At 63.7% G+C, this 23735-nt stretch carries 33 protein-coding genes; 29 read left to right on the top strand and 4 right to left on the bottom strand.

Going from position 1 to position 23735, the window contains the following annotated elements; genetic code table 11:
- Positions 1-9 precede the first annotated feature (9 nt).
- From rplB to OOT33_RS07365, 21 genes are all read left to right on the top strand, one after another.
- Positions 10-846: a 50S ribosomal protein L2 gene (rplB, locus tag OOT33_RS07465; RefSeq protein WP_307749385.1), complete on the top strand. Its 837-nt coding sequence runs from the start codon at positions 10-12 to the stop codon at positions 844-846.
- A 3-nt stretch (positions 847-849) separates the two neighbouring features.
- Entirely contained in the window at positions 850-1128 is a 279-nt protein-coding gene (gene rpsS, locus OOT33_RS07460; protein WP_307749384.1) for a 30S ribosomal protein S19, read from the top strand.
- On the top strand, positions 1128-1511 hold the full coding sequence (rplV, locus tag OOT33_RS07455; RefSeq protein ID WP_307749382.1) for a 50S ribosomal protein L22: 384 nt from the start codon (positions 1128-1130) through the stop codon (positions 1509-1511). Before rpsS ends, rplV begins: the two co-directional genes overlap by 1 nt.
- Before the next feature lie 3 nt (positions 1512-1514).
- Positions 1515-2210: a 30S ribosomal protein S3 gene (rpsC, locus tag OOT33_RS07450; RefSeq protein ID WP_307749381.1), complete on the top strand. Its 696-nt coding sequence runs from the start codon at positions 1515-1517 to the stop codon at positions 2208-2210.
- Positions 2211-2228: 18 nt separating this feature from the next.
- Complete coding sequence (gene rplP / locus OOT33_RS07445; protein ID WP_129403772.1) at positions 2229-2666, top strand: 50S ribosomal protein L16; 438 nt, start codon at positions 2229-2231, stop codon at positions 2664-2666.
- On the top strand, positions 2663-2893 hold the full coding sequence (rpmC, locus tag OOT33_RS07440; protein WP_307749380.1) for a 50S ribosomal protein L29: 231 nt from the start codon (positions 2663-2665) through the stop codon (positions 2891-2893). The genes rplP and rpmC overlap by 4 nt, the downstream gene beginning before the upstream one ends.
- Before the next feature lie 15 nt (positions 2894-2908).
- The gene (gene rpsQ, locus OOT33_RS07435; RefSeq protein WP_307749379.1) at positions 2909-3172 is read left to right on the top strand and encodes a 30S ribosomal protein S17; all 264 of its coding nucleotides are present in this window, start codon (positions 2909-2911) and stop codon (positions 3170-3172) included.
- Between the two features lie 59 nt (positions 3173-3231).
- Positions 3232-3600 carry a 50S ribosomal protein L14 gene (gene rplN, locus OOT33_RS07430; protein ID WP_307749378.1) on the top strand — a complete coding sequence of 123 codons (369 nt, stop codon included), beginning with the start codon at positions 3232-3234 and terminating at the stop codon, positions 3598-3600.
- A complete protein-coding gene (rplX, locus tag OOT33_RS07425) occupies positions 3600-3911 on the top strand; it encodes a 50S ribosomal protein L24 (protein WP_307749377.1) in 312 nt (103 codons plus the stop codon). The genes rplN and rplX overlap by 1 nt, the downstream gene beginning before the upstream one ends.
- On the top strand, positions 3911-4486 hold the full coding sequence (gene rplE / locus OOT33_RS07420) for a 50S ribosomal protein L5 (RefSeq protein WP_307749376.1): 576 nt from the start codon (positions 3911-3913) through the stop codon (positions 4484-4486). Before rplX ends, rplE begins: the two co-directional genes overlap by 1 nt.
- Positions 4487-4525: 39 nt before the next feature.
- Positions 4526-4831 carry a 30S ribosomal protein S14 gene (rpsN, locus tag OOT33_RS07415; protein WP_307749375.1) on the top strand — a complete coding sequence of 102 codons (306 nt, stop codon included), beginning with the start codon at positions 4526-4528 and terminating at the stop codon, positions 4829-4831.
- Between the two features lie 11 nt (positions 4832-4842).
- Entirely contained in the window at positions 4843-5238 is a 396-nt protein-coding gene (gene rpsH, locus OOT33_RS07410) for a 30S ribosomal protein S8 (protein ID WP_307749374.1), read from the top strand.
- The gene (gene rplF, locus OOT33_RS07405) at positions 5238-5771 is read left to right on the top strand and encodes a 50S ribosomal protein L6 (protein WP_307749373.1); all 534 of its coding nucleotides are present in this window, start codon (positions 5238-5240) and stop codon (positions 5769-5771) included. Before rpsH ends, rplF begins: the two co-directional genes overlap by 1 nt.
- A gap of 3 nt (positions 5772-5774) precedes the next feature.
- Entirely contained in the window at positions 5775-6128 is a 354-nt protein-coding gene (rplR, locus tag OOT33_RS07400; RefSeq protein ID WP_307749372.1) for a 50S ribosomal protein L18, read from the top strand.
- Position 6129: 1 nt separating this feature from the next.
- A complete protein-coding gene (rpsE, locus tag OOT33_RS07395) occupies positions 6130-6846 on the top strand; it encodes a 30S ribosomal protein S5 (RefSeq protein ID WP_307749371.1) in 717 nt (238 codons plus the stop codon).
- Positions 6847-6851: 5 nt separating this feature from the next.
- On the top strand, positions 6852-7040 hold the full coding sequence (rpmD, locus tag OOT33_RS07390) for a 50S ribosomal protein L30 (RefSeq protein WP_307749370.1): 189 nt from the start codon (positions 6852-6854) through the stop codon (positions 7038-7040).
- Positions 7041-7221: 181 nt separating this feature from the next.
- Positions 7222-7752 (top strand): 50S ribosomal protein L15, encoded by a 531-nt coding sequence (rplO, locus tag OOT33_RS07385; protein WP_307749368.1) that lies wholly within the window; start codon positions 7222-7224, stop codon positions 7750-7752.
- Between the two features lie 227 nt (positions 7753-7979).
- Positions 7980-9344 carry a preprotein translocase subunit SecY gene (secY, locus tag OOT33_RS07380; protein ID WP_307749367.1) on the top strand — a complete coding sequence of 455 codons (1365 nt, stop codon included), beginning with the start codon at positions 7980-7982 and terminating at the stop codon, positions 9342-9344.
- Positions 9345-9382: 38 nt separating this feature from the next.
- Positions 9383-10027 carry an adenylate kinase gene (locus OOT33_RS07375; protein ID WP_307749366.1) on the top strand — a complete coding sequence of 215 codons (645 nt, stop codon included), beginning with the start codon at positions 9383-9385 and terminating at the stop codon, positions 10025-10027.
- Positions 10028-10103: 76 nt separating this feature from the next.
- Positions 10104-10715: a DUF1275 family protein gene (locus OOT33_RS07370; protein WP_307749365.1), complete on the top strand. Its 612-nt coding sequence runs from the start codon at positions 10104-10106 to the stop codon at positions 10713-10715.
- A 67-nt stretch (positions 10716-10782) separates the two neighbouring features.
- Positions 10783-11859 carry an acyltransferase family protein gene (locus tag OOT33_RS07365; RefSeq protein ID WP_307749364.1) on the top strand — a complete coding sequence of 359 codons (1077 nt, stop codon included), beginning with the start codon at positions 10783-10785 and terminating at the stop codon, positions 11857-11859.
- On the opposite strand, the gene OOT33_RS07360 is transcribed toward OOT33_RS07365, so the two are convergent.
- Positions 11849-12283 carry a response regulator gene (locus tag OOT33_RS07360; protein ID WP_307749363.1) on the bottom strand — a complete coding sequence of 145 codons (435 nt, stop codon included), beginning with the start codon at positions 12281-12283 and terminating at the stop codon, positions 11849-11851. The two genes, OOT33_RS07365 and OOT33_RS07360, sit on opposite strands and share 11 nt — an antisense overlap.
- Before the next feature lie 295 nt (positions 12284-12578).
- Between OOT33_RS07360 and rpsM the strand changes: the two genes are divergently transcribed.
- The 7 genes from rpsM (at position 12579) to OOT33_RS07325 (ending at position 20734) form a co-directional block, all read left to right on the top strand.
- On the top strand, positions 12579-12947 hold the full coding sequence (gene rpsM / locus OOT33_RS07355; RefSeq protein ID WP_307749361.1) for a 30S ribosomal protein S13: 369 nt from the start codon (positions 12579-12581) through the stop codon (positions 12945-12947).
- Positions 12948-13045: 98 nt separating this feature from the next.
- Positions 13046-13435, top strand: a complete 390-nt coding sequence (gene rpsK / locus OOT33_RS07350) for a 30S ribosomal protein S11 (protein WP_129404559.1) — start codon at positions 13046-13048, stop codon at positions 13433-13435.
- 106 nt (positions 13436-13541) lie between these two features.
- Complete coding sequence (locus OOT33_RS07345; RefSeq protein ID WP_307749360.1) at positions 13542-14606, top strand: DNA-directed RNA polymerase subunit alpha; 1065 nt, start codon at positions 13542-13544, stop codon at positions 14604-14606.
- 251 nt (positions 14607-14857) lie between these two features.
- Positions 14858-15283: a 50S ribosomal protein L17 gene (gene rplQ, locus OOT33_RS07340; protein ID WP_307749359.1), complete on the top strand. Its 426-nt coding sequence runs from the start codon at positions 14858-14860 to the stop codon at positions 15281-15283.
- Between the two features lie 94 nt (positions 15284-15377).
- Positions 15378-17579 (top strand): prolyl oligopeptidase family serine peptidase, encoded by a 2202-nt coding sequence (locus tag OOT33_RS07335; RefSeq protein WP_307749358.1) that lies wholly within the window; start codon positions 15378-15380, stop codon positions 17577-17579.
- 44 nt (positions 17580-17623) lie between these two features.
- Entirely contained in the window at positions 17624-19183 is a 1560-nt protein-coding gene (guaA, locus tag OOT33_RS07330; protein WP_307749357.1) for a glutamine-hydrolyzing GMP synthase, read from the top strand.
- Between the two features lie 294 nt (positions 19184-19477).
- The gene (locus OOT33_RS07325) at positions 19478-20734 is read left to right on the top strand and encodes a site-specific integrase (protein ID WP_086117932.1); all 1257 of its coding nucleotides are present in this window, start codon (positions 19478-19480) and stop codon (positions 20732-20734) included.
- Here the strand turns inward: OOT33_RS07325 and OOT33_RS07320 are convergent.
- Complete coding sequence (locus tag OOT33_RS07320; RefSeq protein ID WP_086117933.1) at positions 20709-20984, bottom strand: AlpA family transcriptional regulator; 276 nt, start codon at positions 20982-20984, stop codon at positions 20709-20711. The two genes, OOT33_RS07325 and OOT33_RS07320, sit on opposite strands and share 26 nt — an antisense overlap.
- A gap of 412 nt (positions 20985-21396) precedes the next feature.
- On the opposite strand from OOT33_RS07320, the gene OOT33_RS07315 reads away from it, so the two are divergent.
- Positions 21397-22395, top strand: coding sequence for a LysR substrate-binding domain-containing protein (locus tag OOT33_RS07315; protein ID WP_307749356.1), 999 nt, complete (start codon positions 21397-21399; stop codon positions 22393-22395).
- Here OOT33_RS07315 and OOT33_RS07310 read toward each other — a convergent pair.
- Complete coding sequence (locus OOT33_RS07310) at positions 22313-22567, bottom strand: DUF2274 domain-containing protein (protein WP_086117935.1); 255 nt, start codon at positions 22565-22567, stop codon at positions 22313-22315. The genes OOT33_RS07315 and OOT33_RS07310 overlap by 83 nt on opposite strands.
- Positions 22567-23691: a TrbI/VirB10 family protein gene (locus OOT33_RS07305; protein WP_307750330.1), complete on the bottom strand. Its 1125-nt coding sequence runs from the start codon at positions 23689-23691 to the stop codon at positions 22567-22569. The genes OOT33_RS07310 and OOT33_RS07305 overlap by 1 nt, the downstream gene beginning before the upstream one ends.
- Positions 23692-23735 lie beyond the last annotated feature (44 nt).

The raw sequence follows: 23735 nt of genomic DNA, 5'->3' as shown, positions 1-23735 counted from the left end.
GGACGGACAATGGCACTCAAGCATTATAATCCGACCAGCCCGGCCCAGCGCGGCCTGATCCTGGTCGACAAGTCTCACCTGCACAAGGGCAAGCCCGTCAAGGCGCTGACCGAGGGCAAGCGCAAGACCGGCGGCCGCAACAACAAGGGCCACGTGACTTCGCGCGGCATCGCGGGCGGCCACAAGCAGCGCTATCGCATCATCGATTTCAAGCGCCGCAAGTGGGATGTCGAGGGCACGGTCGAGCGTCTGGAATATGACCCCAACCGCACCGCCTTCATCGCGCTGGTCTCCTATGCGGACGGCGAGCAGGCCTATATCCTCGCGCCGCAGCGCCTCGCCGCTGGCGACAAGGTGATCGCCGCGAAGAAGACCGACGTGAAGCCGGGTAACGCGATGGAGCTGGGCCAGATGCCGGTCGGCACCATCATCCACAATGTGGAGATGAAGCCGGGCAAGGGCGGCCAGCTCGCCCGTTCGGCAGGCACCTATGCGCAGCTCGTCGGTCGTGATCGCGGCATGGTGATGGTGCGCCTCAACTCGGGCGAACAGCGCTACATCCGCTCTGACTGCATGGGCACGGTGGGCGCGGTGTCGAACCCCGACAACGCCAACACCAACCTGGCGAAGGCTGGCCGCAACCGCTGGCTCGGCAAGCGCCCGCTCACCCGCGGCGTCGCCAAGAACCCGGTCGACCACCCGCACGGCGGTGGTGAAGGCCGGACCTCCGGTGGCCGCCATCCGGTGACCCCGTGGGGCAAGCCGACCAAGGGTGCCCGCACCCGCCACAACAAGGCGACCGACAAGTTCATCATCCGGTCGCGTCACGCGAAGAAGAAGAGGTAAGCGATGGCTCGTTCCGTCTGGAAGGGTCCGTTTGTGGACCTGCATCTGCTGAAAAAGGCAGAAGCTGCTCAGGATACGGGCGGCAAGGCTGGCCCGATCAAGACCTGGTCGCGCCGCTCGACCATCCTGCCGCAGTTCGTTGGCCTGACGTTCAACGTCTACAACGGCAAGAAGCATATCCCTGTCTCCGTCAACGAAGACATGGTCGGCCACAAGCTGGGCGAGTTCGCGCCGACGCGCACCTTCCCCGGCCACGCCGCTGACAAGAAGGGCAAGCGCTGATGGGCAAGGCAAAATCCCCCCGCCGCGTGGGCGACAACGAGGCGCTGGCCGTCGGCACGTCGATCCGTGGCTCGGCGCAGAAGCTGAACCTCGTCGCCACACTGATCCGCGGCCGCAAGGTCGAGGAAGCGATGAACATCCTCGCTTTCTCCAAGCGCGCGATGGCGGTCGATGTGCGCAAGGTGCTGGCTTCGGCCATCGCCAATGCCGAGAACAACCACAATCTCGATGTGGACTCGCTGGTCGTTGCAGAGGCGTCGGTCGGCAAGGGCATCGTGATGAAGCGTTTCCATGCCCGCGGTCGCGGCAAATCGACCCGCATCCTCAAGCCCTTCAGCCGGGTGCGGATCGTGGTGCGCGAACAGAACGAAGCGGAGGCTTGAGCCATGGGTCATAAGAGTAATCCGATCGGTCTGCGTCTCCAGATCAACCGCACCTGGGACAGCCGCTGGTTCGCCGAGCGTGGCGACTATGGCCGTCTTCTCATGGAGGATCTCAAGATCCGCCAGTATGTGATGAAGAACCTGCCGCAGGCCGCGATCTCCAAGGTCGTGATCGAGCGCCCGGCCAAGCTGTGCCGCGTGTCGATCTATGCCGCGCGCCCCGGTGTCATCATCGGCAAGAAGGGCGCGGACATCGAGAAGCTGCGCCGCAAGCTGGGTGAGTTCACCTCGTCTGACGTCAGCCTCAACATCGTCGAGATCCGCAAGCCGGAGATCGATGCGAAGCTCGTCGCGCAGGGTGTTGCCGACCAGCTGGAGCGTCGTATCGCGTTCCGCCGCGCCATGAAGCGCGCGGTGCAGTCTGCACTGCGTCTGGGCGCCGAGGGCATCAAGATCACCTGCGGCGGCCGTCTGGGCGGCGCGGAGATCGCGCGGACCGAGTGGTATCGCGAGGGCCGCGTTCCGCTGCACACGCTGCGCGGTAACGTGGACTATGCCGAGGCCGAGGCCCACACCGCCTATGGCGTGTGCGGCATCAAGGTGTGGATCTTCAAGGGCGAGATTCTGGGCCATGACCCGATGGCGACCGACCGGCTGATGATGGAGGCTCAAACCTCCGGCGTCCGCCCGGCGCATTGAGAATAAGGTAAGAGCACCATGCTGCAACCGAAGAAAATGAAGTTCCGCAAGGCCTTCAAGGGCCGGATCAAGGGCGATGCCAAGGGTGGCAGCGACCTGAACTTCGGCGCTTATGGCCTCAAGGCCATGGAGCCGGAGCGGATCACCGCCCGCCAGATCGAGGCGGCCCGCCGTGCGATCACCCGCCACATCCGCCGTCAGGGCCGCTTGTGGATCCGCGTGTTCCCCGACGTGCCGGTGTCGAAGAAGCCCGCCGAAGTCCGTCAGGGTAAGGGCAAGGGCAGTGTCGAGTATTGGGCGGCGCGCGTTAAGCCGGGCCGCATCCTGTTCGAGCTCGACGGCGTTCCCGGCCCGCTCGCGGCGGAGGCCTTTTCGCGCGCAGCGATGAAGCTGCCGATCAAGACCAAGGTCGTTGCCCGCCTGGGCGACACCTCGCACCTGGGAGCCGGAGCATGAGCAAGATCGCTGACCTGCGCGCCAAGAGCGACGATGAGCTGAACGGTGAGCTCGCGAACCTGAAGAAGGAGCAGTTCAACCTGCGCTTTCAGGCTGCGACCAACCAGCTGGAAAAGCCGGCTCGGGTGCGCGAAGTGCGCCGCTCGATCGCGAAGATCAAAACTCTGCAAAATGAACGCGCGGCATCCGCCGCAGGGGCCGAGCGTGCGCGCTCGGCTGCGAAGTAAGGAAGGAACCAGACGATGCCCAAGCGCGTGCTGACGGGAACGGTGGTTTCCGACAAGGGTGACAAGACGGTGGTGGTCCGCGTGGAGCGCAAGGTGAAGCACCCGCTCTACGGCAAGATCATCCGCCGTTCGAAGAAGTATCACGCTCACGACGATGCCAACGAGTATCGCGAGGGCGAGACCGTCCGCATCGAGGAGACGGCGCCGATCTCGAAGCTCAAGACCTGGAAGGTCATAGAGCGGGTGGATACGCACAAGTCCCCGGAAGTGGCGGCATAAGAGCTTAATCAGGAACCACCGGAAGCTTCCGGCAGGCCAGACAAGAAGGAACCGGATCGATGATCCAGATGCAATCCAATCTCGACGTCGCGGACAACAGCGGCGCGAAGCGCGTCCAGTGCATCAAGGTGCTGGGCGGCTCCAAGCGGCGCACTGCGGGCGTGGGCGACATCATCGTCGTCTCGATCAAGGAAGCGCAGCCCAAGGGCAAGGTGAAGAAGGGCGACGTGCACCGCGCCGTCATCGTGCGCACCCGCAAGGATGTGCGCCGCCCGGACGGCAGCGTGATCCGCTTTGACGGCAATGCCGCCGTGCTGGTCAACAAGAACCAGGAGCCGATCGGCACCCGTATCTTTGGCCCCGTGGTGCGCGAGTTGCGCGCGACCGGCCACATGAAGATCATCTCGCTGGCTCCGGAGGTGCTGTAATGAGCGCGGCCAAGATCAAGAAGGGCGACACCGTCGTTGTGCTCGCCGGCAAGGACAAGGGCCGTTCCGGCGCTGTCCTTCAAGTCTTCCCCAAGGAAGACAAGGTGCTGGTTGACGGCATCAACGTGCATGCCCGCCACCGCAAGCCCGATCAGCTGAACCCGCAGGGTGGCATCGATCGCAAGCCCGCGCCGCTGCACATTTCCAACGTCGCCGTTGCGGGCAAGGATGGCAAGGCCACCCGCGTCCGCTTCGAGGTGCGCGATGGCAAGAAGGTCCGCGTGGCCGTGAAGTCCGGGGAGGTCATCTGATGGCTGACAAATATACGCCTCGCATGAAGTCGATCTATCAGGATCAGGTCGTCAAGGCGATGACCGAGAAGTTCGGCTACAAGAACCAGATGGAAGTTCCGAAGATCGAAAAGATCACGCTGAACATGGGCGTGGGCGAAGCGACGCAGGACAAGAAGAAGGTCACGTCCGCCGCCGAGGAAATGGAGCTGATCGCGGGCCAGAAGCCGGTCATCACCAAGGCGAAAAAGTCCATCGCCCAGTTCAAGCTGCGCGAGGGTATGCCGATCGGCGCGAAGGTTACGCTGCGCCGCGAGCGCATGTACGAGTTCCTCGACCGCATGATCACGATCGCGATGCCCCGCATCCGCGACTTCCGTGGTCTCAACCCGAAGAGCTTCGACGGGCGCGGCAACTATGCCTTCGGGATCAAGGAACAGATCATCTTCCCCGAAATCAACTATGACCGCATCGACAAGGTGCGCGGCATGGACATCATCGTTACGACCACGGCGAAGACCGATGACGAGGCGCGCGAGCTGCTGCGCCTGTTCGGTTTCCCGTTCCCGGTCGAAGAGGAAAAGCAGGCCGCGTGAGCGTGTCTGCCCGTAAGGTAGGAAAGAGAGCTTAAGTCGATGGCGAAACTGAGTTCCATTAACAAGAACGAGCGGCGCAAGAAGCTGGTGAAGAAATATGCCGGCAAATATGCGAAGCTGAAGGCGATCGCGGCGGATACGTCGCTCGACGATACGGAGCGCCTGATGGCGCGGCTGAAGATGGCGGAGCTGCCGCGCAACGGCAACCCGACCCGTATTCGCAACCGTTGCGAGCTGACCGGACGTCCGCGCGCTTACTACCGCAAATTCCGTCTCTGCCGCGTGCAGCTGCGCGATCTCGCCAACAAGGGCCTGATCCCCGGCGTCACCAAGTCGAGCTGGTAAGGAGCCAAGAAATGGCATTGACCGATCCTCTGGGTGATATGCTCACCCGCATCCGCAACGGCCAGACGGCCCGCAAGGACAGCGTGACGACGCCGGCTTCGAAGCTGCGCGCCCGCGTTCTCGATGTGCTGCAGCGCGAAGGCTATATCCGTGGCTATTCCGAGGAAGCGCTCGGCAAGCACCCGGGCCTGCGCATCGAGCTGAAATATTTCGAGGGCCAGCCCGCGATCAAGCATGTCGCCCGCGTCTCGAAGCCCGGCCGCCGCGTCTATTCGGGCAGCAAGGAGCTGCCGATCGTGCGCAATGGCCTCGGCATCACGATTGTTTCCACGCCCAAGGGCGTTCTCTCCGACGCGGAAGCGCGCGAGCAGAATGTCGGCGGCGAAGTGCTGGCGGAGGTGTTCTGATGAGCCGCACAGGCAAGAAACCCGTGGCGATCCCCTCTGGCGTCACCGCCAGCATCGAGGGCGGCGTCGTATCGATGAAGGGACCGAAGGGCACCCTCTCGATCCCGATGGCCGATGAAGTCACCTATGCGCTGGAAGACGGCAAGCTGACCGTCGCTCCGGCCAACGCAGGCAAGCGCGCACGCTCCTTCTGGGGCATGCAGCGCACGCTGATCCAGAACCTCGTCACCGGCGTGACCGAGGGCTATACCAAGGTGCTGGAAATCACCGGCGTCGGCTATCGCGCCAACGCGCAGGGCAAGACCCTGAAGCTGCAGCTCGGCTATAGCCACGACGTCGATTTCCCGGTGCCCGAGGGCATCGAGATCAAGACCCCGGATAACACCACGGTCGAGATTTCGGGCATCGACAAGCAGAAGGTGGGCCAGGTGGCCGCCGAGATCCGCCGCTGGCGCAAGCCGGAGCCTTACAAGGGCAAGGGTATCAAATATCGCGGCGAGTTTATCTTCCGCAAAGAAGGCAAGAAGAAGTAAGCCATGGCGAAACTCTCTCTCTTCGAGCGGCGTCGTCGCCGCGTTCGCACCGCCCTCAAGGCGCGCTCGGGCGATCGCCCGCGTCTTTCGATCCACCGTTCGGGCCGGCATATCTATGCCCAGGTCATCGACGATGCGCAGGGCCACACGGTTGCCTCTGCCTCAACGCTGGACAAGGACGTGCGCGGCAAGGCCGGGTCCAACTCCGCCGCCGCTGCCGATGTCGGCAAGCGCGTCGCCGAGGCGGCGACCAAGGCCGGTGTGACCCGCGTCGTGTTCGATCGCGGTGGTTTCCTCTTTCATGGCCGCGTGAAGGCGCTGGCCGATGCGGCTCGCGAAGCCGGGCTGGAGTTCTGATATGGCAGATGAAAACGACATTCAGGCGCAGGCCGGTAACCCGGCGGCGGTAGAAGCCGAGACCCAGGGCGAAGGCCGTGGCCCGCGTCGTGGCCGTGGCGGCAACCGTGGCGAGCGCGGTGACCGTGGTGGCCGTGGCCGCCGCGACGACCGCCGTGGCGGCAACCGCGACGAGGAACAGGGCGAGGAGCTGGTCGAGAAGCTGGTTCACATCAACCGCGTTTCCAAGACCGTGAAGGGCGGCAAGCGTTTCGGCTTCGCGGCGCTGGTCGTTGTCGGCGACGGCAAGGGCCGGGTCGGCTTCGGCCACGGCAAGGCGCGCGAAGTGCCCGAGGCGATCAGCAAGGCGACCGCTTCGGCCAAGAAGAAGATGGTCCGCGTTCCGTTGAAGGAAGGCCGCACACTGCATCATGATGGCCGTGGCTGCTTCGGCGCCGGTAACGTCACCGTGCGTTCGGCTCCGGCAGGAACGGGCATCATCGCGGGCGGCCCGATGCGCGCCGTGTTCGAGAGCCTGGGCGTGGCGGACGTGGTCACCAAGTCGGTCGGCACGTCGAACCCCTATAACATGATCCGCGCCACCTTCGAGGCGCTGACCGATCAGTCCAGCCCCAAGGCCGTGGCCCAGCGCCGTGGCAAGAAGGTTGCGGATCTGCTGCGTCGTGGCGGCGCCTCTGCCGAGGTGGCCCAGGCCGACGCCGAAGCGATTGCGGAGTAAGCGATATGGCCCAAGGGAAAAAAACCATCAAGCTGAAGCAGATCGGATCGCCGATCCGCCGCCCCGAGGCCCAGCGCAAGATCCTGATCGGGCTTGGCCTCAACAAAATGCACCGTGAGGTGGAGCTGGAGGATACGCCCGAAGTACGCGGCGCGATCAAGAAGCTGCCGCATCTGGTGCAGGTCTTAGATTAATATATCATCCTTTCCCGCTTGCGGGAGAGGCAGCGAGACTGGGCTGCGCAGCAGGCCCTAGTCGCAGCGGTGAGGGAACCGCCCTCACCAACTTCGCCTAGCGAGCAAGCTCGCAAGGCTTCATATCCTCTCCCGCCAGCGGGAGAGGAAGCGCGAACATAGCGAAAGCGAGTGCACAGACATGAAACTGAACCAACTCTCCGATAATGCAGGCGCCCGCAAGGGCCGTATGCGCGTGGGCCGTGGTATCGGCTCGGGCAAGGGCAAGACCGCCGGGCGCGGCCAGAAGGGTGCGAAGGCGCGCTCGGGCGTGTCGATCAACGGCTTCGAGGGCGGCCAGATGCCGCTCCACATGCGCATCCCGAAGCGCGGCTTCAACAACATCTTCGCCAAGGATTACGCGATCGTGAACCTCGGCGCGATCCAGAAGGCCGTCGACGCGGGCAAGATCGCCGCTGGCGCCGCGCTCGATCATGCTGCGCTGAAAGAGGCTGGCCTGGCGCGCGGCGGCAAGGACGGCGTCCGCCTGCTGGGCAAGGGTGACCTCTCCGCCAAGCTGACCTTCACTGTCGCCGGTGCGTCGAAGGGCGCGATTGAGGCAGTCGAGAAGGCCGGTGGTTCGGTCTCGGTGATCGAGGTGGTGAGCGCCGCCGAGAAGGCCGCCGCCAAGAAGGGCACGGTCCGCGCGGCGAAGCTCGCAGCACGGAAGTAAGCCTCTCCGCTCGAATTTTGAGACCCCGCTCGCCCGCAATGGGAAGCGGGGTTTCGCTTTTTTGGGCCATGGCACCGGCATAACCTTGCTGGGTCCGCTACGCGTCACCAATTCCTGTTGATGAACGGGGCGAACCAACAGGTTAATGGTTCACACCCGCCGATATAGCCGCTAAGGGACGTTTTCGCCTGCCCGCAGGCGCCAGTTTTGAAGGTTTGAGAGCAAGCATGGCAACCACGGCCGATAAAATGGCGGCGAACATCAATTTCGCCAAATTCGCGCAGGCGACGGACCTCAAGAAGCGCCTGTGGTTCACCATCGGCGCCCTGATCGTGTTTCGCTTCCTCAGCCATGTGCCGCTGCCTGGTGTCGATCCGACCGTACTCAAGACGCTCTATGCCCAGACGCAGGGCGGCGTGCTCGACATCTTCAACACCTTTTCCGGCGGCGCGCTGGAGCGCATGAGCCTGATCGCGCTGGGCATCATGCCCTACATCACGGCGTCGATCGTGGTGCAGCTCGCGGCCTCGCTTCACCCCACGCTCGCGGCGATCAAGAAAGAAGGCGAGAGCGGGCGCAAGCGCCTCAACCAGTATACCCGCTATGGCACCGTCGGCCTCACCGCCGTTCAGGGCTATTTCATCGCCGTGGGGCTGGAAAGCTTCGGCGCGGCGCAGGGCATGCAGGCGGTGGTGGAGCCGGGCACGCTGTTCCGCATCACCGCCGTCGTCTCGCTGATCGGCGGCACGATGTTCCTGATGTGGCTGGGCGAGCAGATCACCTCGCGCGGGATCGGCAATGGCACCTCGCTGATCATCATGGCGGGCATCGTCGCGCAGCTGCCGGTTACGCTGGCGAACCTGTTCCAGTCCGGCCGCGAAGGCTCAATCTCCGGCCTGTTGATCCTTGGTATCATCATCGTCGGCCTTGGCCTCATCGCGCTCATCTGCTTCATGGAGCGGGCGCAGCGCAGGGTGCTGATCCAGTATCCCAAGCGGCAGACGCGGCAGGGCCTGATGCAGGCGGACCGCAGCCATTTGCCCCTGAAGGTCAACACGGCGGGCGTGATCCCGCCGATCTTTGCCAGCTCGCTGCTGCTGATGCCGCTCACTGTCTCGAAGTTCGCGGGCGACCAGGTGGCGGGTGAGAGCGCCTGGGGTGACTTCGTGCTCGCGCTTAACCAGTATCTCAGCCACGGCAGCCTCGTTTACATGCTGCTCTATGGCCTTGGCATCGTCTTCTTCTGCTTTTTCTATACTGCTTTGGTATTCAATCCCGAAGAGACGGCCGATAATCTCAAGAAGAATGGCGGGTTCATTCCGGGCATCCGGCCGGGCAAGAACACCGAGAATTACCTCGATTATGTGCTGACGCGCATCACCGTAATCGGCGCGGCCTATCTCGCCTTCATCTGCCTTGTGCCGGAATATGCCATCAGCCAGGCGGGCATTCCCTTCTACCTTGGTGGAACTAGCCTTCTGATCGTCGTCAATGTAACGGTGGACACCGTGACGCAGATTCAGAGCCATCTGCTGGCGCATCAATATGGCGACCTTATCAAGAAGGCACGCCTCAAGGGACGGATGCGCTGACCCGCTGCACCGGGGGGGCGCCATAACAGGGGACGGATATGAACATCATTTTGTTGGGCCCTCCGGGTGCAGGCAAAGGCACGCAGGCGACCCGGCTGGTCGAAAGCCGGGGCATGACGCAGCTCTCAACGGGAGATATGCTGCGCGCTGCGGTGAAGGCGGGCACTCCAGTCGGTTTGCAGGCGAAGGCCGTGATGGAATCGGGCGGTCTTGTTTCTGACGAGATCGTATCCGGCATCATCGGCGAGGCATTGGACGCGCTGTCTCCCGAAACCGGTGTGATCTTCGATGGCTATCCGCGCACGCAAGCGCAGGCACATTCGCTCGACGATATCCTGTCGGCCCGCGGCCGCACCCTCGCCCACGTGATCGAGCTGGAGGTCGATGAAGACGCGCTGGTCGAGCGGATCACCGGCCGCTTCACCTGCGCCAATTGCGGCGAGGGCTATCACGACACATTCAAGCTGCCCGCCAAAGAGGGCGTGTGCGACAAATGCGGGAGCACCGAGTTCAAGCGCCGCGCCGACGACAATGAGGAAACCGTGCGCACGCGCATGGCCGAATATCGCGCCAAGACCGCGCCGATCCTTCCCATATACGAGGCGCGCGGCATCGTCTCGCGCGTGGACGGCATGGCGGACATGGACGATGTGACGGTGGCGATCGGCGCGATCCTCGGCTGATGCGGACCGGGCGACGCATCCCGCTGACCGGCGGGGATGATCGAGCTTAATCACAGGGCGCGCGCTGGCGCTGCTGTTGGCGGCGCTGGCGGGATATGTCGACGCGATCGGCTTCATCCAGATCGGCGGATTTTTCGTCTCGTTCATGAGCGGGAACAGCACCCGCCTTGCGGTGGGCCTGATGCATCATGCGGCGGACTGGATACGCGCGGGCGGCCTGATCGCCGCGTTCTTCCTGGGCGTAATTGCCGGGTCGCTCACTGGCAGGCTCGCGCGCAGGCGACACAGGGCTGTGCTGGGGCTGGTGGCGCTGTTGTTGACGCTGGGTGCGGCGACGGGAAGCGCGGGCTGGGCCATGCCGTCCGCGCTGCTGCTTGCCTTGGCAATGGGTGCGGAGAACGCCACGTTCGAGCGCGATGGCGAGGTGCGTGTGGCGCTCACCTACATGACCGGCACCTTCGTCAAGGCGGGGCAGCGCATCGCGGGCGCGCTGCTGGGCGAGGACCGCAGGGCATGGCTGCCGCATATGGCGCTGTGGCTGGCACTGGTGGGCGGCGCGGTGGCGGGGGCGGCGATGCAGACGCACTTTGGCGCGGCGGCCTTGTGGTGCGCGGCGGCGGTTGCCGCAGGCTGCTGCCTTGCGGCGGGGCCGCTCGATGATGCAGCGCCCATGCCCTCTCGCAGTTAGGGCTGCTACTGCTCACCCGCCAACAGCTTTACTAGGGTCTTAAGCATTTTCCGCTATCAGCCGCGCAATGCGAGACGAAACGGCTGTTGTTGATTCGCCGGTGCGCGCCACCAGGGGGCGCCTGATCGAGCTTGATGCCCTGCGCGGCATCGGGGCGATCACAGTCGTGCTGTTTCACTTGACCACCCGCTTTCCCCAGGTATTTCCGGGCGTCGACCACGTCCCCTTCTCGTTCTGGGCGGGGGAATATCGGGTTCTGTTGTTCTTCGCATTGTCCGGCTTTGCGATCTTCTTCACGCTCGAGCGGATAGGCGGTGTGATGGATTTCGCGGTCAATCGCTTCTCGCGTCTTTTTCCGGCCTATTGGGCTACCCTCCCGCTGGTGCTGGCATTCGTGTGGCTGGGGCATGTGGAGCAGTTGCAGATCCCGTCCACCGCCGCGCTCGCCAACATCACGATGCTGCAGGGCTATCTCTATCTGCCCGCAGTGGACGGAGCCTACTGGACGCTGACGGTCGAGCTGGGATTTTATGCCTGCATGATCGGGTTGTGGCTGTTGCTCGGCAAAAAGCTTGATCGGCTGGAGCCGATGTTGATCCCGTGGCTGGCACTCAAATGCCTGATGTTCCTGTGGGAGGACATGCCCTCGCGCATCGCCATGGTGCTGGTGCTTCAGTTCGTGCCCTATTTCATTATCGGCATGCTGTTCTATCGCATCTGGTCGGGGCAGCGCCAATGGCACAGGCAACTGCCCTATTTCGCGGCGGCGCTGATCACGTTGTTCCTCACCGACAAATACGACATGTTTCTGGCCGGGTGCGCTCTCATCATAACCTTTGCGGCGACGCTCGGCGGGGCGCTGCGCTTTCTCAACGTGCGGCCGATATTATGGTTCGGCGCGATCAGCTATCCGCTCTACCTCGTGCACGAGAATATCAGCTTCGTCATCCTGCTGAAAGCGCAGGCCGCCGGGCTGGATCACTGGAGTGCGTTCGCGCTCGCGCTCAGCGTGATCGTGCCGATGGCAGCGGCGCTGCATTATGGGGTTGAAATGCCTGCGAGCCGGTGGATCACCGAGCGGTGGAAAGCGCGCAAAAGCAGCCGCAGCGGCGGGACCGAACGGGCAGGGGCGATCAGGCTCTAGCGGAAAGGGGCATGCGGGGAATATCCTCACCCCTGTGGCCGCGCTGATAGGCGACCTCCTTGATCATCGCGATCAACTCGGGCGCCTGGCTGACCATGCGCGACTTGTTAAAGCATCCGGCGGCGCCTTTTTGTTCCGCCTCGACCCGCATCGGATCTCCCTCGCGCATGAGCGAGGAAAGCATGATGACCGGGCGCGGCTCCTCGCGCATGATCTGTTCCAGCACGGCCATGCCGTCCATGCCGGGCATTGCGACATCCAGAGTGATGACATCCGGGTCGGTTTCGCGAATCAGACGGAATGTTTCCTCGGCGTCGCCAGCGATGCCGACGATGCGCAGCGAGCGGTCCTGCTCCAGCAACACCTCCAGCATTGCGCGGATTGTTACGGAATCATCGACGACCAGGATTGTTGTTAAATTCATTGATGCCAGTCTCCGCCGATCCGCTGACCCTTTATAAAGGATCGACAACCCCATTTTCCGATATTTTGGTTAAGTGAAGGTGAACATAGTCCTTTGCTTGACAGGGCACAGGCGACTCGATAAGGGCAACCGCTTCCGATACATGGATGGACGGCAGTGCGGGTAAAGGCGCTGGCCGTGCTTTTTGTATCCCGGAATATCGTCGTTGCCCATGCCGGATTATACCGGCAGCGCGGCATCAAGCTTTGAGATGGGGCGCTCGCCAGGCGCCCTGTGGAGCAGGAGAAGCATTTTTATGGCACGTATCGCGGGCGTCAACATCCCGACCAACAAGCGCGTTATCATCGCGCTGACCTACATTCACGGCATCGGCCGCAAGACTGCGGTGGACATCGCAACCAAGCTCGGCATCGACGAGAGCCGCCGCGTTCAGGATCTTTCGGACGCCGAGGTGCTCCAGATCCGCGAGGCAATCGACGCGAGCTACACGGTGGAGGGCGATCTGCGCCGCGACACCGCGATGAACATCAAGCGCCTGATGGACCTCGCCTGCTATCGCGGCCTGCGCCATCGCAAGGGCCTGCCGGTTCGCGGCCAGCGCACGCATACCAACGCGCGCACCCGCAAGGGCAAGGCGAAGCCGATCGCAGGTAAGAAAAAGTAAGAATCGTCCCGGGGACGATTTCAACTTTTTCTCCGCCGGAGGCAGCCCGCCTTGGGCACAGCCTCGAAGACAGAAATTTCGAGTAGGGAATGCAAGATATGGCACGGGAACCTCAGCGCATCAAAAGACGCGAGCGCAAGAACATCTCGGCCGGCGTCGCGCACGTGAACGCCAGCTTCAACAACACCATGATCACCATCACCGACGCGCAGGGCAATGCGATCAGCTGGTCGTCCGCCGGCATGATGGGCTTCAAGGGCAGCCGCAAGTCCACGCCGTACGCCGCGCAGGTCTGCGCCGAGGATGCGGGCCGCAAGGCCGCCGAGCATGGCGTGCGCACCCTTGAGGTTGAGGTGAAGGGTCCGGGTTCGGGCCGTGAGTCCGCGCTGCGCGCCCTCCAGGCCGTCGGCTTCACCATCACCTCGATCCGCGACGTAACGCCGATCCCGCACAATGGTGTGCGGCCGTCCAAGCGTCGTCGCGTCTAACGAACCTCCCGTCAGGGTGGCGGACGCGCCACCCTCGCTTTTGCACCGGCCGGGGTTCGCTTCTTCAGTGAAGGCAGAACTCCCGCCATATTCCCAGGGGAAATACATGACTGTCAACATGAAGAACTGGCAGGAATTGAAGAAGCCCAACAGCCTGGAGATCAAGTCTGCCGGCGATGGCCGCCGCAAGGCGACCTTCGTGGCGGAGCCGCTTGAGCGCGGCTTTGGCTTGACGCTGGGCAACGCGCTGCGCCGCGTTCTGCTGTCGTCGCTGCAGGGTGCGGCCGTAACCTCGATCAAGATCGAGAACGTGCTGCATGAGTTCTCGTCGCTCGCCGGTGTGCGTGAAGACGTGACCGACATCGTGCTCAACGTAAAGCAGATCGCGCTCAAGATGGAGGGCGAGGGGCCGAAGCGGCTTCAGCTCTCGATCACCGGCCCTGCCGAGGTGAAGGCGGGCGACATTGCGGTGTCCGGCGACATCGAGGTGATGAACCCCGATCTCGTCATCTGCCACCTCGATCAGGGCGCGTCGCTCAACATGGAGCTGACGGCCGATATCGGCAAGGGCTATGTTCCGGCCGTTTCCAACCGCCCGGCCGATGCGCCGATCGGCCTCATCCCGGTCGATGCGCTGTATTCGCCGGTGCGCCAGGTGGCCTACAAGGTCGAGCCGACCCGCGTGGGCCAGGAGCTGGACTTCGACAAATTGAGCCTCACGGTCGAGACCGACGGCACCGTCAGCCCCGAGGATGCAGTCGCCTATGCCGCGCGCATCCTGCAGGATCAGCTGCAGCTGTTCGTCCACTTCGAGGACGCGCTGGCCGCGCCAGCGCCGGTCGCGATGGCAGGCGGGGCTGCTGCGGGTGGCGAGGGCGAGAGCAACGCCAACACCATCAACCGCTACCTCCTCAAGAAGGTGGACGAGCTGGAGCTTTCGGTCCGCTCGGCCAACTGCCTCAAGAACGACAACATCATCTACATCGGCGATCTGGTTCAGAAGACCGAGGCGGAGATGCTGCGCACGCCGAACTTCGGCCGCAAGTCGCTCAATGAGATCAAGGAAGTGCTCTCGTCCATGGGCCTGCGCCTCGGCATGGATATCCCCGGCTGGCCGCCGGAGAATATCGAGGAGATGGCGAAGAAGCTCGAACAGGAGCTCATGGGCTAAGACCGGCGGCATTCCGCCCAGGCGGGCCTGCAAAGCCCGATTTTCTCCGGTCCGGTGCTCACCTACTATGGGTACGCTGCGCGCCGGTGCTCGAAAATCGAACTTTTGCCCTACGGTCGTCTTCGACCCGGCTCCGCCTGAACGAAACACCACGCGGTCTTAGGACACACAGGCGATGGCGGTGGCCTGCTAGCCAACACCGCCGGGATGGGGATACCTCGCACGGTCCCTTTACGAACGGAGTAAGAAACATGCGTCACAAGGTAGGACATCGCAAGCTACAGCGCGCATCGGGCCATCGCACGGCCCTGCTGCGCAACCTCGCGGCCTCGCTCATCAAGCACGAGCAGATCACAACCGGTATCGCCAAGGCGCGCGAACTGCGCCCCTATGTCGAGAAGCTGATCACGCTCGCCAAGCGCGGTGGCCTTTCCAACCGCCGCCTCGCGCAGTCGCGCCTGCAGGACGACGCGCAGCTCGCCAAGCTGTTCGACGTTCTGGCTGAGCGCTACAAGGGCCGCGCCGGTGGCTATACGCGCATCATCAAGGCGGGGTATCGCGCGTCAGACGCCGCGCCGATCGCGGTGATCGAGCTGGTCGACCGCGACACCAGCGCCAAGGGTCAGGACAGCGGCCCGGTGCAGACCGCAGACATGGATGAGATGGAAGCCGCCTAAGCGCTTCATCACATCATCGCTTCACAAACGGGTCGTCGGCCAATAGGCTGGCGGCCCGTTTGGCGCTATAAGCCCGAGGGAGCCGGGAGAGGGTGTGACAGGATCCACATATCGGGCCGCGCTGATATGCGCGCTGGCGCTGGGCGCGCTTTCTGCTCCGTGCGCACGGGCAAATGCGCCAGACGCTGCCGCTTCGGCCCCTCGCTCCGCGAACAAGGACTCCATGCCCGCCATCCGCTATCCCGCCACCCGCGCGCTGCCACTCATTGAGGAGAAGTTCGGCGAAAGCATTGCCGATCCCTATCGCTGGCTTGAAAATGATGTGCGCACCGACAAAGAGGTCGAAGCCTGGGTTGGCGCGCAGAACCGCGTCACCGACGCTTATCTCGCCACCTTACCGGGGCGGGAGATATTGCGGGCGCGGATGCGCGCGCTGTTCGACTATGCCCGCTATTCGGTGCCCCGCAAGGCGGGTGGGCGGATTTTTCACCTCTTCAACACCGGCCTGCAAAACCAGTCTCCACTGTATGTGCGCGAAGGGGCGGAGGGGGCGCCGCGCCTGCTGATCGACCCCAATGGCTTTGCCAGGGACGGGGCGACCGCGCTCGCTGAATGGGAGCCTTCGCCCGATGGCCGCCGCCTTGTCTATGCGGTGCAGGACGGCGGCACCGATTGGCGCACGGTGCACGTGCTCGATGTCGATAGCGGCGCTGTGCTGCCCGACCGGGTGGACTGGGTGAAGTTCTCCCGCCTCGAGTGGGACAGGGCCGGGGAGGGATTTTTCTATTCCCGCTTTCCCGCGCCGGAAAAGGGGCGCGAGTTTCTGGGCGCGGACCTTGGCCACGCGGTCTATTATCATCGCCTCGGCACAGATCAGAGCGCCGATCGGCTGGTCTATCGCACCCCGGATCACCCCAAATGGAACCACAGCGCGCAGGTGACGGACGATGGTGCCTGGCTCGTCATCACCACCTCGGAGGGGACGGACCCGCGCTATGCCGTCACGGTGATCGACCTCGCCGATCCGAAATGGAAGCCGCGCAGGCTGGTATCCGGCCTCGACCATGAGTGGCGGCTGGTCGGCAGCGTGGCGAGCCGTATGTGGTTCATCACTGATCGAGACGCGCCGCGCGGTCGCCTCGTCACACTCGATGCCGCGCGCCGCCGCGCCGCCCCGGTGGAGGTGGTGGCACAGCGGGCCGATACGCTTGCGGGCGCATCGATGATCGGGCGGCGCATCATCCTCGCCTATATGAGCAAGGCACAATCGGTTGCGGAGCTGGTCGAGCTGGATGGCCGCTTTGTCGGCCCGGTCCCGCTGCCGGGAATCGGCACGGCGGCGGGCTTTGGCGGCAAGGCGGGCGACCCGGAGACGTTCTTCAGCTTTTCCGGTTTCACCACGCCGGGCACCATCTATCGTTTCAATACCGATACGGGCGCTATCGCAGAGTTCGCCCGGCCGCGCCTCGCCTTCGATCCCGAGGACTATGAAGAAGAGCAGCTGTTCTACGCTTCCAAGGACGGCACCAAGGTTCCGATGTTCGTCGTGCGCAAGAAGGCGCTGGCCCGCACCCGCACGCCCGCGCCCACGCTGCTCTACGGCTATGGCGGTTTCAACATTCCACTCACGCCGGGCTATTCCGCCACACGCATGGCCTGGCTGGAGCAGGGCGGGGTGATCGCGGTGGCGAACCTGCGCGGCGGCGGCGAGTTCGGCCGCGAGTGGCATGATGCGGGCCGCCTCGCCAACAAGCAGAATGTGTTCGATGATTTCATCGCTGCGGGCGAATATCTGATCGACAATGCCTATACCGGCGCGGGCCAGCTCGCCATCGAGGGCCGATCCAATGGCGGGTTGCTGGTGGGCGCGGTGGTGAACCAGCGTCCGGACCTGTTTGCTGCCGCGCTGCCCGCCGTCGGCGTGATGGACATGCTCCGCTTCGACCAGTTCACGGCCGGGCGATACTGGGTCGATGATTACGGATACCCGGACAAAGAGGCGGATTTCAAAATTCTGCGCGGCTATTCGCCCTATCACAATATTCGCCCGGGCGTGGACTATCCCGCGATCCTGGTGACGACGGCCGATACGGACGACCGCGTGGTTCCGGGCCACAGCTTTAAATATGCCGCCGCGCTGCAGGCCGCGCAGATCGGCCCTAAACCGCACCTCATCCGCATCGAAACGCGCGCCGGGCATGGCTCGGGCAAGCCGGTCGACAAGCTGATCGCCGAATATGCCGACAGCTACGCCTTCCTCGCGCACTGGACCGGGCTGGAGGTTACGCCCAAATAGCGCGCAGGCTGGACAGGCGCGCCTGCCCGCCTTATCGGCTCCCTATGACAGGCCAGCACCACGAATCCATCCTCATCGTCGACTTTGGCAGCCAGGTGACGCAGCTCATCGCCCGGCGCGTGCGCGAGGCGGGCGTCTATTCGGAGATCGCCCCGTTCAGCGCCGCCGCCGCAGCCTTTGAGCGGATGAAACCCAGCGGGATCATCCTGTCGGGCGGTCCGTCCTCGGTAACGTGGGAAGACAGCCCGCGCGCCCCGCAGGCGTTCTTCGATGCGGGCGTCCCGATCCTTGGCATCTGCTATGGCCAGCAGACGATGATGGAGCAGCTTGGCGGCAAGGTCGAGGGCGGCGAGGGCGGCGAATTCGGCCGCGCCTTCATCGACATCACCGGCAGCTGCACCTTGTTTGACGGCCTTTGGGCGCCGGGCGAAAAGCATCAGGTGTGGATGAGCCATGGCGACAAGGTGACGCGCCTTGCCAAGGGCTTTGAGGTGGTGGCGAAAAGCGAGGGGGCGCCCTATGCCATCGTCGCCAACGAGGCGAAGCGCTTCTACGCGATGCAGTTCCACCCGGAGGTGGTGCACACGCCAGACGGCGCGAAGCTGATCGCGAATTTCGTGCGGCATGTCTGCGGCTGCGCGGGCGACTGGTCGATGGCCGAATTCCGCGCCACCAAGATTGCGGAGATCCGCGCGCAGGTGGGCAGCGGCAGGGTGATCTGCGGCCTCTCCGGCGGCGTGGACTCGGCGGTCGCTGCTGTGCTGATCCACGAGGCGATCGGCGACCAGCTTACCTGCGTGTTTGTCGATCATGGCCTGATGCGCATGAACGAGGCCGATCAGGTCGTCAGCCTGTTTCGCCAGCATTACGGCATCAACCTCGTGCATGTCGATGCCTCCGCCACTTTCCTTGGCGGCCTTGCGGGCGTGACGGACCCGGAGGCGAAGCGCAAGTTCATCGGCAAGGCGTTCATCGACCTGTTCGAGGAGGAAGCCCGCAAGGTGGGCGGTGCGGATTTCCTGGCGCAGGGCACGCTTTACCCCGATGTGATCGAATCGGTGAGCTTCACCGGCGGGCCGTCCGTCACGATCAAGAGCCACCACAATGTCGGCGGCCTGCCAGAGCGCATGAACATGAAGCTGGTCGAGCCGTTGCGGGAGCTGTTCAAGGACGAGGTACGCGTGCTGGGCCGCGAGCTGGGCCTGCCGGAGATTTTCGTAGGCCGCCATCCGTTCCCTGGCCCCGGCCTCGCCATCCGCATTCCCGGCGAGGTCAGCCAAGAGCGCTGCGATATCCTGCGCAAGGCGGACGCGATCTACCTTGAGGAAATCCGCAATGCTGGCCTCTATGACGCCATCTGGCAGGCGTTCGCCGTGCTGCTGCCCGTGCGCACCGTGGGGGTGATGGGAGACGGGCGCACCTATGACAGCGTCTGCGCGCTGCGCGCCGTCACCAGCACGGACGGCATGACGGCGGATATCTATCCCTTCGACGCCGCCTTCCTCAGCCGCACCGCTACGCGCATCATCAACGAGGTGAAGGGCATCAACCGCGTGGTGTATGACTATACATCCAAACCGCCGGGCACGATCGAGTGGGAATAATTTTTGCCCATCCGAGGGTATCCAAAACTACGCCAGAATACGCTCTAACCCACTGAAAAACAGAAATAATCAAGCCATAGCCTATCGATGTCTATCGGTGGGCATGGAACGCGTCTGTCGTATCTGGTGACGGACCCGCCCCCGGTTGATCATCCGGAAAATCGAAAGTACCGTCACAGCGACAGAGGCTCGTGACGGTACTTTTTTCGGCCTAATCTGCTGAAAATAAACAGATATATCCGCCGAAAGCCTCCGAAAAACGCCTGACGGTCTTTTTTTGTGTGGAGGCCCCAAATGTTGACGGATGCAGCACTCAAGTGCCTGAAACCAAAAGCCAAAATGTACAAGGTGACCGATCGTGACGGCATGTATGTGCGCGTCGCACCCACAGGCGGCATCTCGTTCAGGCTGGACTACCGGCTGAACGGCAGGCGCGAGACCGTCCATCTTGGCAAGTACGCCAGAGATGGGATCTCGCTCGCCCGGGCGCGTGAACTGTGCCTGGACGCCAAACGGATGATCGCAGAGGGGCGGTCACCAGCCATCGAGAAGCAGCGGGATAAGCGTCGGATCAAGGAGGCCAAGAGCTTCGGTGAGTTCGGCGAGAAGTGGCTGACAGGCGCGCCCATGGCCGACAGCACGCGCGCCATGCGCCGCGCCATCTTCGAGCGCGAACTCAAGCCCGTCTGGCGGAATCGGTTGCTGACCGAGATCACGCCTGATGACCTGCGCGCACACTGCGCCAAGATCGTGGAACGGGGCGCGCCGGCGACAGCCATCCATGTGCGGGATATCCTGAAGCAGATCTACGCCTTCGCCATTCTCCATGGCGAGAAGGTCGCGAACCCGGCCGATGATGTGGGTCCTGCTTCGATCGCCACCTTCACGCCGAAGGACCGGGCGCTTTCGCCGACCGAGATCCGCATCATGCTCAAGCAACTCGAGCATGTCGCGACCCTGCCGACGATCCGCCTCGGCATGAAGCTCTACCTCCTCACCATGGTCCGGAAGAGCGAGTTGCAGGACGCGGTCTGGGATGAGGTCGATTTCGAAAACGCTGTCTGGACGATCCCGAAGGAGCGCATGAAGCGATCGAAGGCGCACAACGTCTATCTGTGCCGGCAGACCCTCGACATCATGATCGCGCTCAAGACCTGCGCTGGTAATTCCCGATATCTGCTGCCGTCCCGCTACGATGCGGACGCGCCGATGTCGCGGGCGACCTTTAACCGGGTCACCTACGCTGTCGTCGAACAGGCCAAGAAGGAGGGGCTGCCGCTGGAGCCGTTCACCGTCCATGACCTTCGGCGCACGGGGTCGACGCTGCTCAACGAGCTGGGCTTCAACCGCGACTGGATCGAGAAGTGCCTTGCGCACGAGGATGGGCGTTCATCGCGCGGCGTCTATAACAAGGCCGAGTACGAAGTTCAGCGTCGCCACATGATGCAGGAATGGGCTGACACCGTCGATGCCTGGGTCGAGGGCCGGAAGTATGTTCCGACGCTGTTGCCGACAGTCATGCCGCCTATCGCGCTCGATCCTGCCCTTTGACCGGCCGGGAATGGCGTTTGGTCACATCGGGATGCTGAGCGCGGGCAATCGGCTTCGCGCGCCGTGCCAGCAACCAGGCCTGGACCTCCGCAAGATCCCAGACGATGCAGCGCGGCGACAGCGCGAAACGCCGCGGAAAGTCGCCGCGCTGCTCCATCTCGTAGATCGTGCTGTCTGCCAGGGGCACCATCTCTCGCAGTTGGTGCCGCCTGATGGTCTTCCTGATTTCCAAAGGCTCAATCTGACCCATTCTCAATCTCCTTCGCGGCTGTCGCCGGCGATTGAGAACGATAGGTGCCGATACCGGAAGTCCCTTCTGCGTGGCGTGCGGCAATTTCGGGCTCTGGCGTAGAAATCGGCGTGCTGTTTCCAGTCCTGACAGCGCGGCCGGACATCCGTCAGCCCACAGAATCTGCACGACTCGCCGCACGCGTTACGCGCCGTAATTGCGCTGTTCAGATCACGCACCATTTACTGCTTGCACCGGCGGGATGCGATCCGGAGGTCCGCTAGCGACGTAGCAACAGTCGAATATGTGACATTTAAGGATTTCGTGGGCGGCGGTAGCGAGGAGACGGAGAAGACCTATCATCTGATTGGAACAGTTCTCGGGGGCTGACGGGGCTACGTTTGCAAAGACCTTTGCATCATGGGGAACCATCGTGCCGAGATCGAAGATCGAGCTACGCCATGTGCGTTACATCATCGCCGCTGCGGAAAGCGGTAGCTTCCGGCGCGCGGCACAAGATCTCGGCGTCGAGCAGTCGGCGATCAGCCGCCGCATCCGGGATATCGAGGATGAGATCGGCGCTCAGCTGTTCCGCCGTCATCCTGCCGGCGTCGACCTGACGGACATCGGCAAACAATTCCTGGATCAGGCCGCCCCTGGGGCTCGTCAGATCGGATCGGCGCTCGACGGTGCAAGAACAGTGGCGAACAGAGGACGGCATCTTCGGATCGGCGTGTTCGGGCCTCTGACCATGGGCTTTCTGTCGGAGCTTTTCGGGGCTTTTCGGGGTGACCGCCCGGGGGTCAAGCTGAGGTTCAGCGAGGGTAGCTGTCCCGAACTAATCGCGGCCGTGAGGCGGGGGCAGCTTGATGTTGGCATTGTCGCCGAAGCATTGCCCGCGAAGGGCTTGGACGTAACGCATCTGTGGGCCGAGCCTGTGTACGTCGCAATGTCAGACGGCGACCCACTCGCCGATCAGAAGGCGCTCCAGTGGGATGACTTGCGGGATCGGCACTTTGTGGTGACCCATTTGCCGACCGGTGACTTCGCGAAGGCTTACCTGATGCGAAGCCTCCAGACTTCGCCCGGCGACCTTCAGATCGAGCAACTGGCCGTCACTCGAGAATCGCTGATGCAGATCGTTGCGCATGGCGGCGGCGTCACCATCGCGGGCAGCGCCCATGTTCGGTCCGGCCTTTCCGGCATCACCTTCCGCCTGATCGAGGACGCCGTTCTCCGCTATGGTGCGGTCCATTCGAGCGGGTCTCTGCCGAGGGATCTCGAACGTCTGCTGACGCTGGCGAAGTCCCTATCGGAGAGAGACCAGGCATGGTTCACCCGGCAGCGGCTCATCCGTCCTGAACATTGGCGCGTGCCGCACGCTGACCGCCATCGCGGCGCGCGCGGGCGAACCCCCGATCGGTTGCAATGAAGCGCTCGAGCATGGGCACGACGAGCTTCGTCGGATCGCTGATGGCCTGGCCTTGTTCGCGGCCGAGTGCCGCGGCGTAGGCGACGAGGTCCCGATGCAGGGGCGCAGGGAGTTCAATCGTCACCTTCACCGGCTTGTCGTCGACGATTGGGCCGAGCTTCAGCTTGGTCATCAGAAGCCTCCATAAGGTTCAAGCACGAGGTCGCGGGTGACGATGACGCGCACGGGAAATCCCGGCCGGATCGTGAGGGTCGGCGCGACATTGAGCTGCCGACGGATGATCTGCTGGCCGGCATCGTTGATCGTGTCCTGCGCACCGTTCCGGATCGCCCGGAGCAGCCGATCCTGATCGTCGACGGCCAGTTCGGCGCCAACCGACAACAGGGTCGACAGGCCGGCTGCCTTGGCGAGATCCCACCAGTGATAGTCGACGCCATCCTGAAGTCCCGCATAGCCTTGCGCGTCGGCTCCGGGTTGACGTTCCAAGACGATCGAACGGCCGTTCGGGAGGATGAGCCGCTTCCAGACGAGTAGAACCCGGCGCTGACCGAAACCGACATCGTTGCTGTACTCACCGATCAGCCGCGTGCCCTGCGGGACGAGCAGGATGCGCCCGGTCGAGCTGTCGTAGACATGCTCGGTCACCTGCGCGGTGATCTGGCCCGGCAGGTCCGACCTGATGCCGGTGATCAGCGCCGCCGGGATGACGGCGCCGGTCTGGAGGACAAAGGGCGATGCCGGACCCATCACGCGATCCGGCGAGACCGTGCGCCGGTCTACGCCCGCATTCAGGAACGCGAGCTGGCGATCCTGTGCCGTGGGTGTGCCTGGCTGGCCCGGAAGACCCAGCCCAGTCAGGCTCGGGTTGCCCGGTCCCCCAGCTGTCGAAACCGGAGCTGCGACGCGCGCCTCGGTTTGGAAGAAGACGCGGCTCGTTCGGGCAGCTTCTTCTTCCGCGCGTCTGCGCTGCTCCACCGGATCGACGGCGGGCGCTGCCGCCATTGGCGGCGTGACGGGCTGGCCACGATTTTGCGCATCGAGGATGGGGCGCCCCAGATCCCCGGGCAACGGAGGCCCGAGCACCGGGCCGGTATAGTCGCGTGGCAGGCCGGCAAGCCCGTCCGCAGTTCGCCGGTTCTGCGTGGAGTAAAGCTCCTCATTGCCCGGGCCGATGTTGCGCGTCTGCAGCGCATAAATGAGGGCGCCACCCACGCCGAGCGCGGCAACCAGGCTGATGCCTCCCAGCACCTTTCGTGACAGCCGGGTGACCTTGGGTGGTTCGGCGCGCAGCCGCATCGGCGCAGCTGCATCGCTGGGTGGTGTGCCGACCAGCGGTGCCT

The organism is Sphingobium sp. DEHP117 (assembly GCF_030867385.1).
In the GTDB taxonomy this organism is placed as follows: Bacteria; Pseudomonadota; Alphaproteobacteria; order Sphingomonadales; family Sphingomonadaceae; genus Sphingobium.
This window is presented reverse-complemented; position numbering and strand designations above follow the sequence as displayed.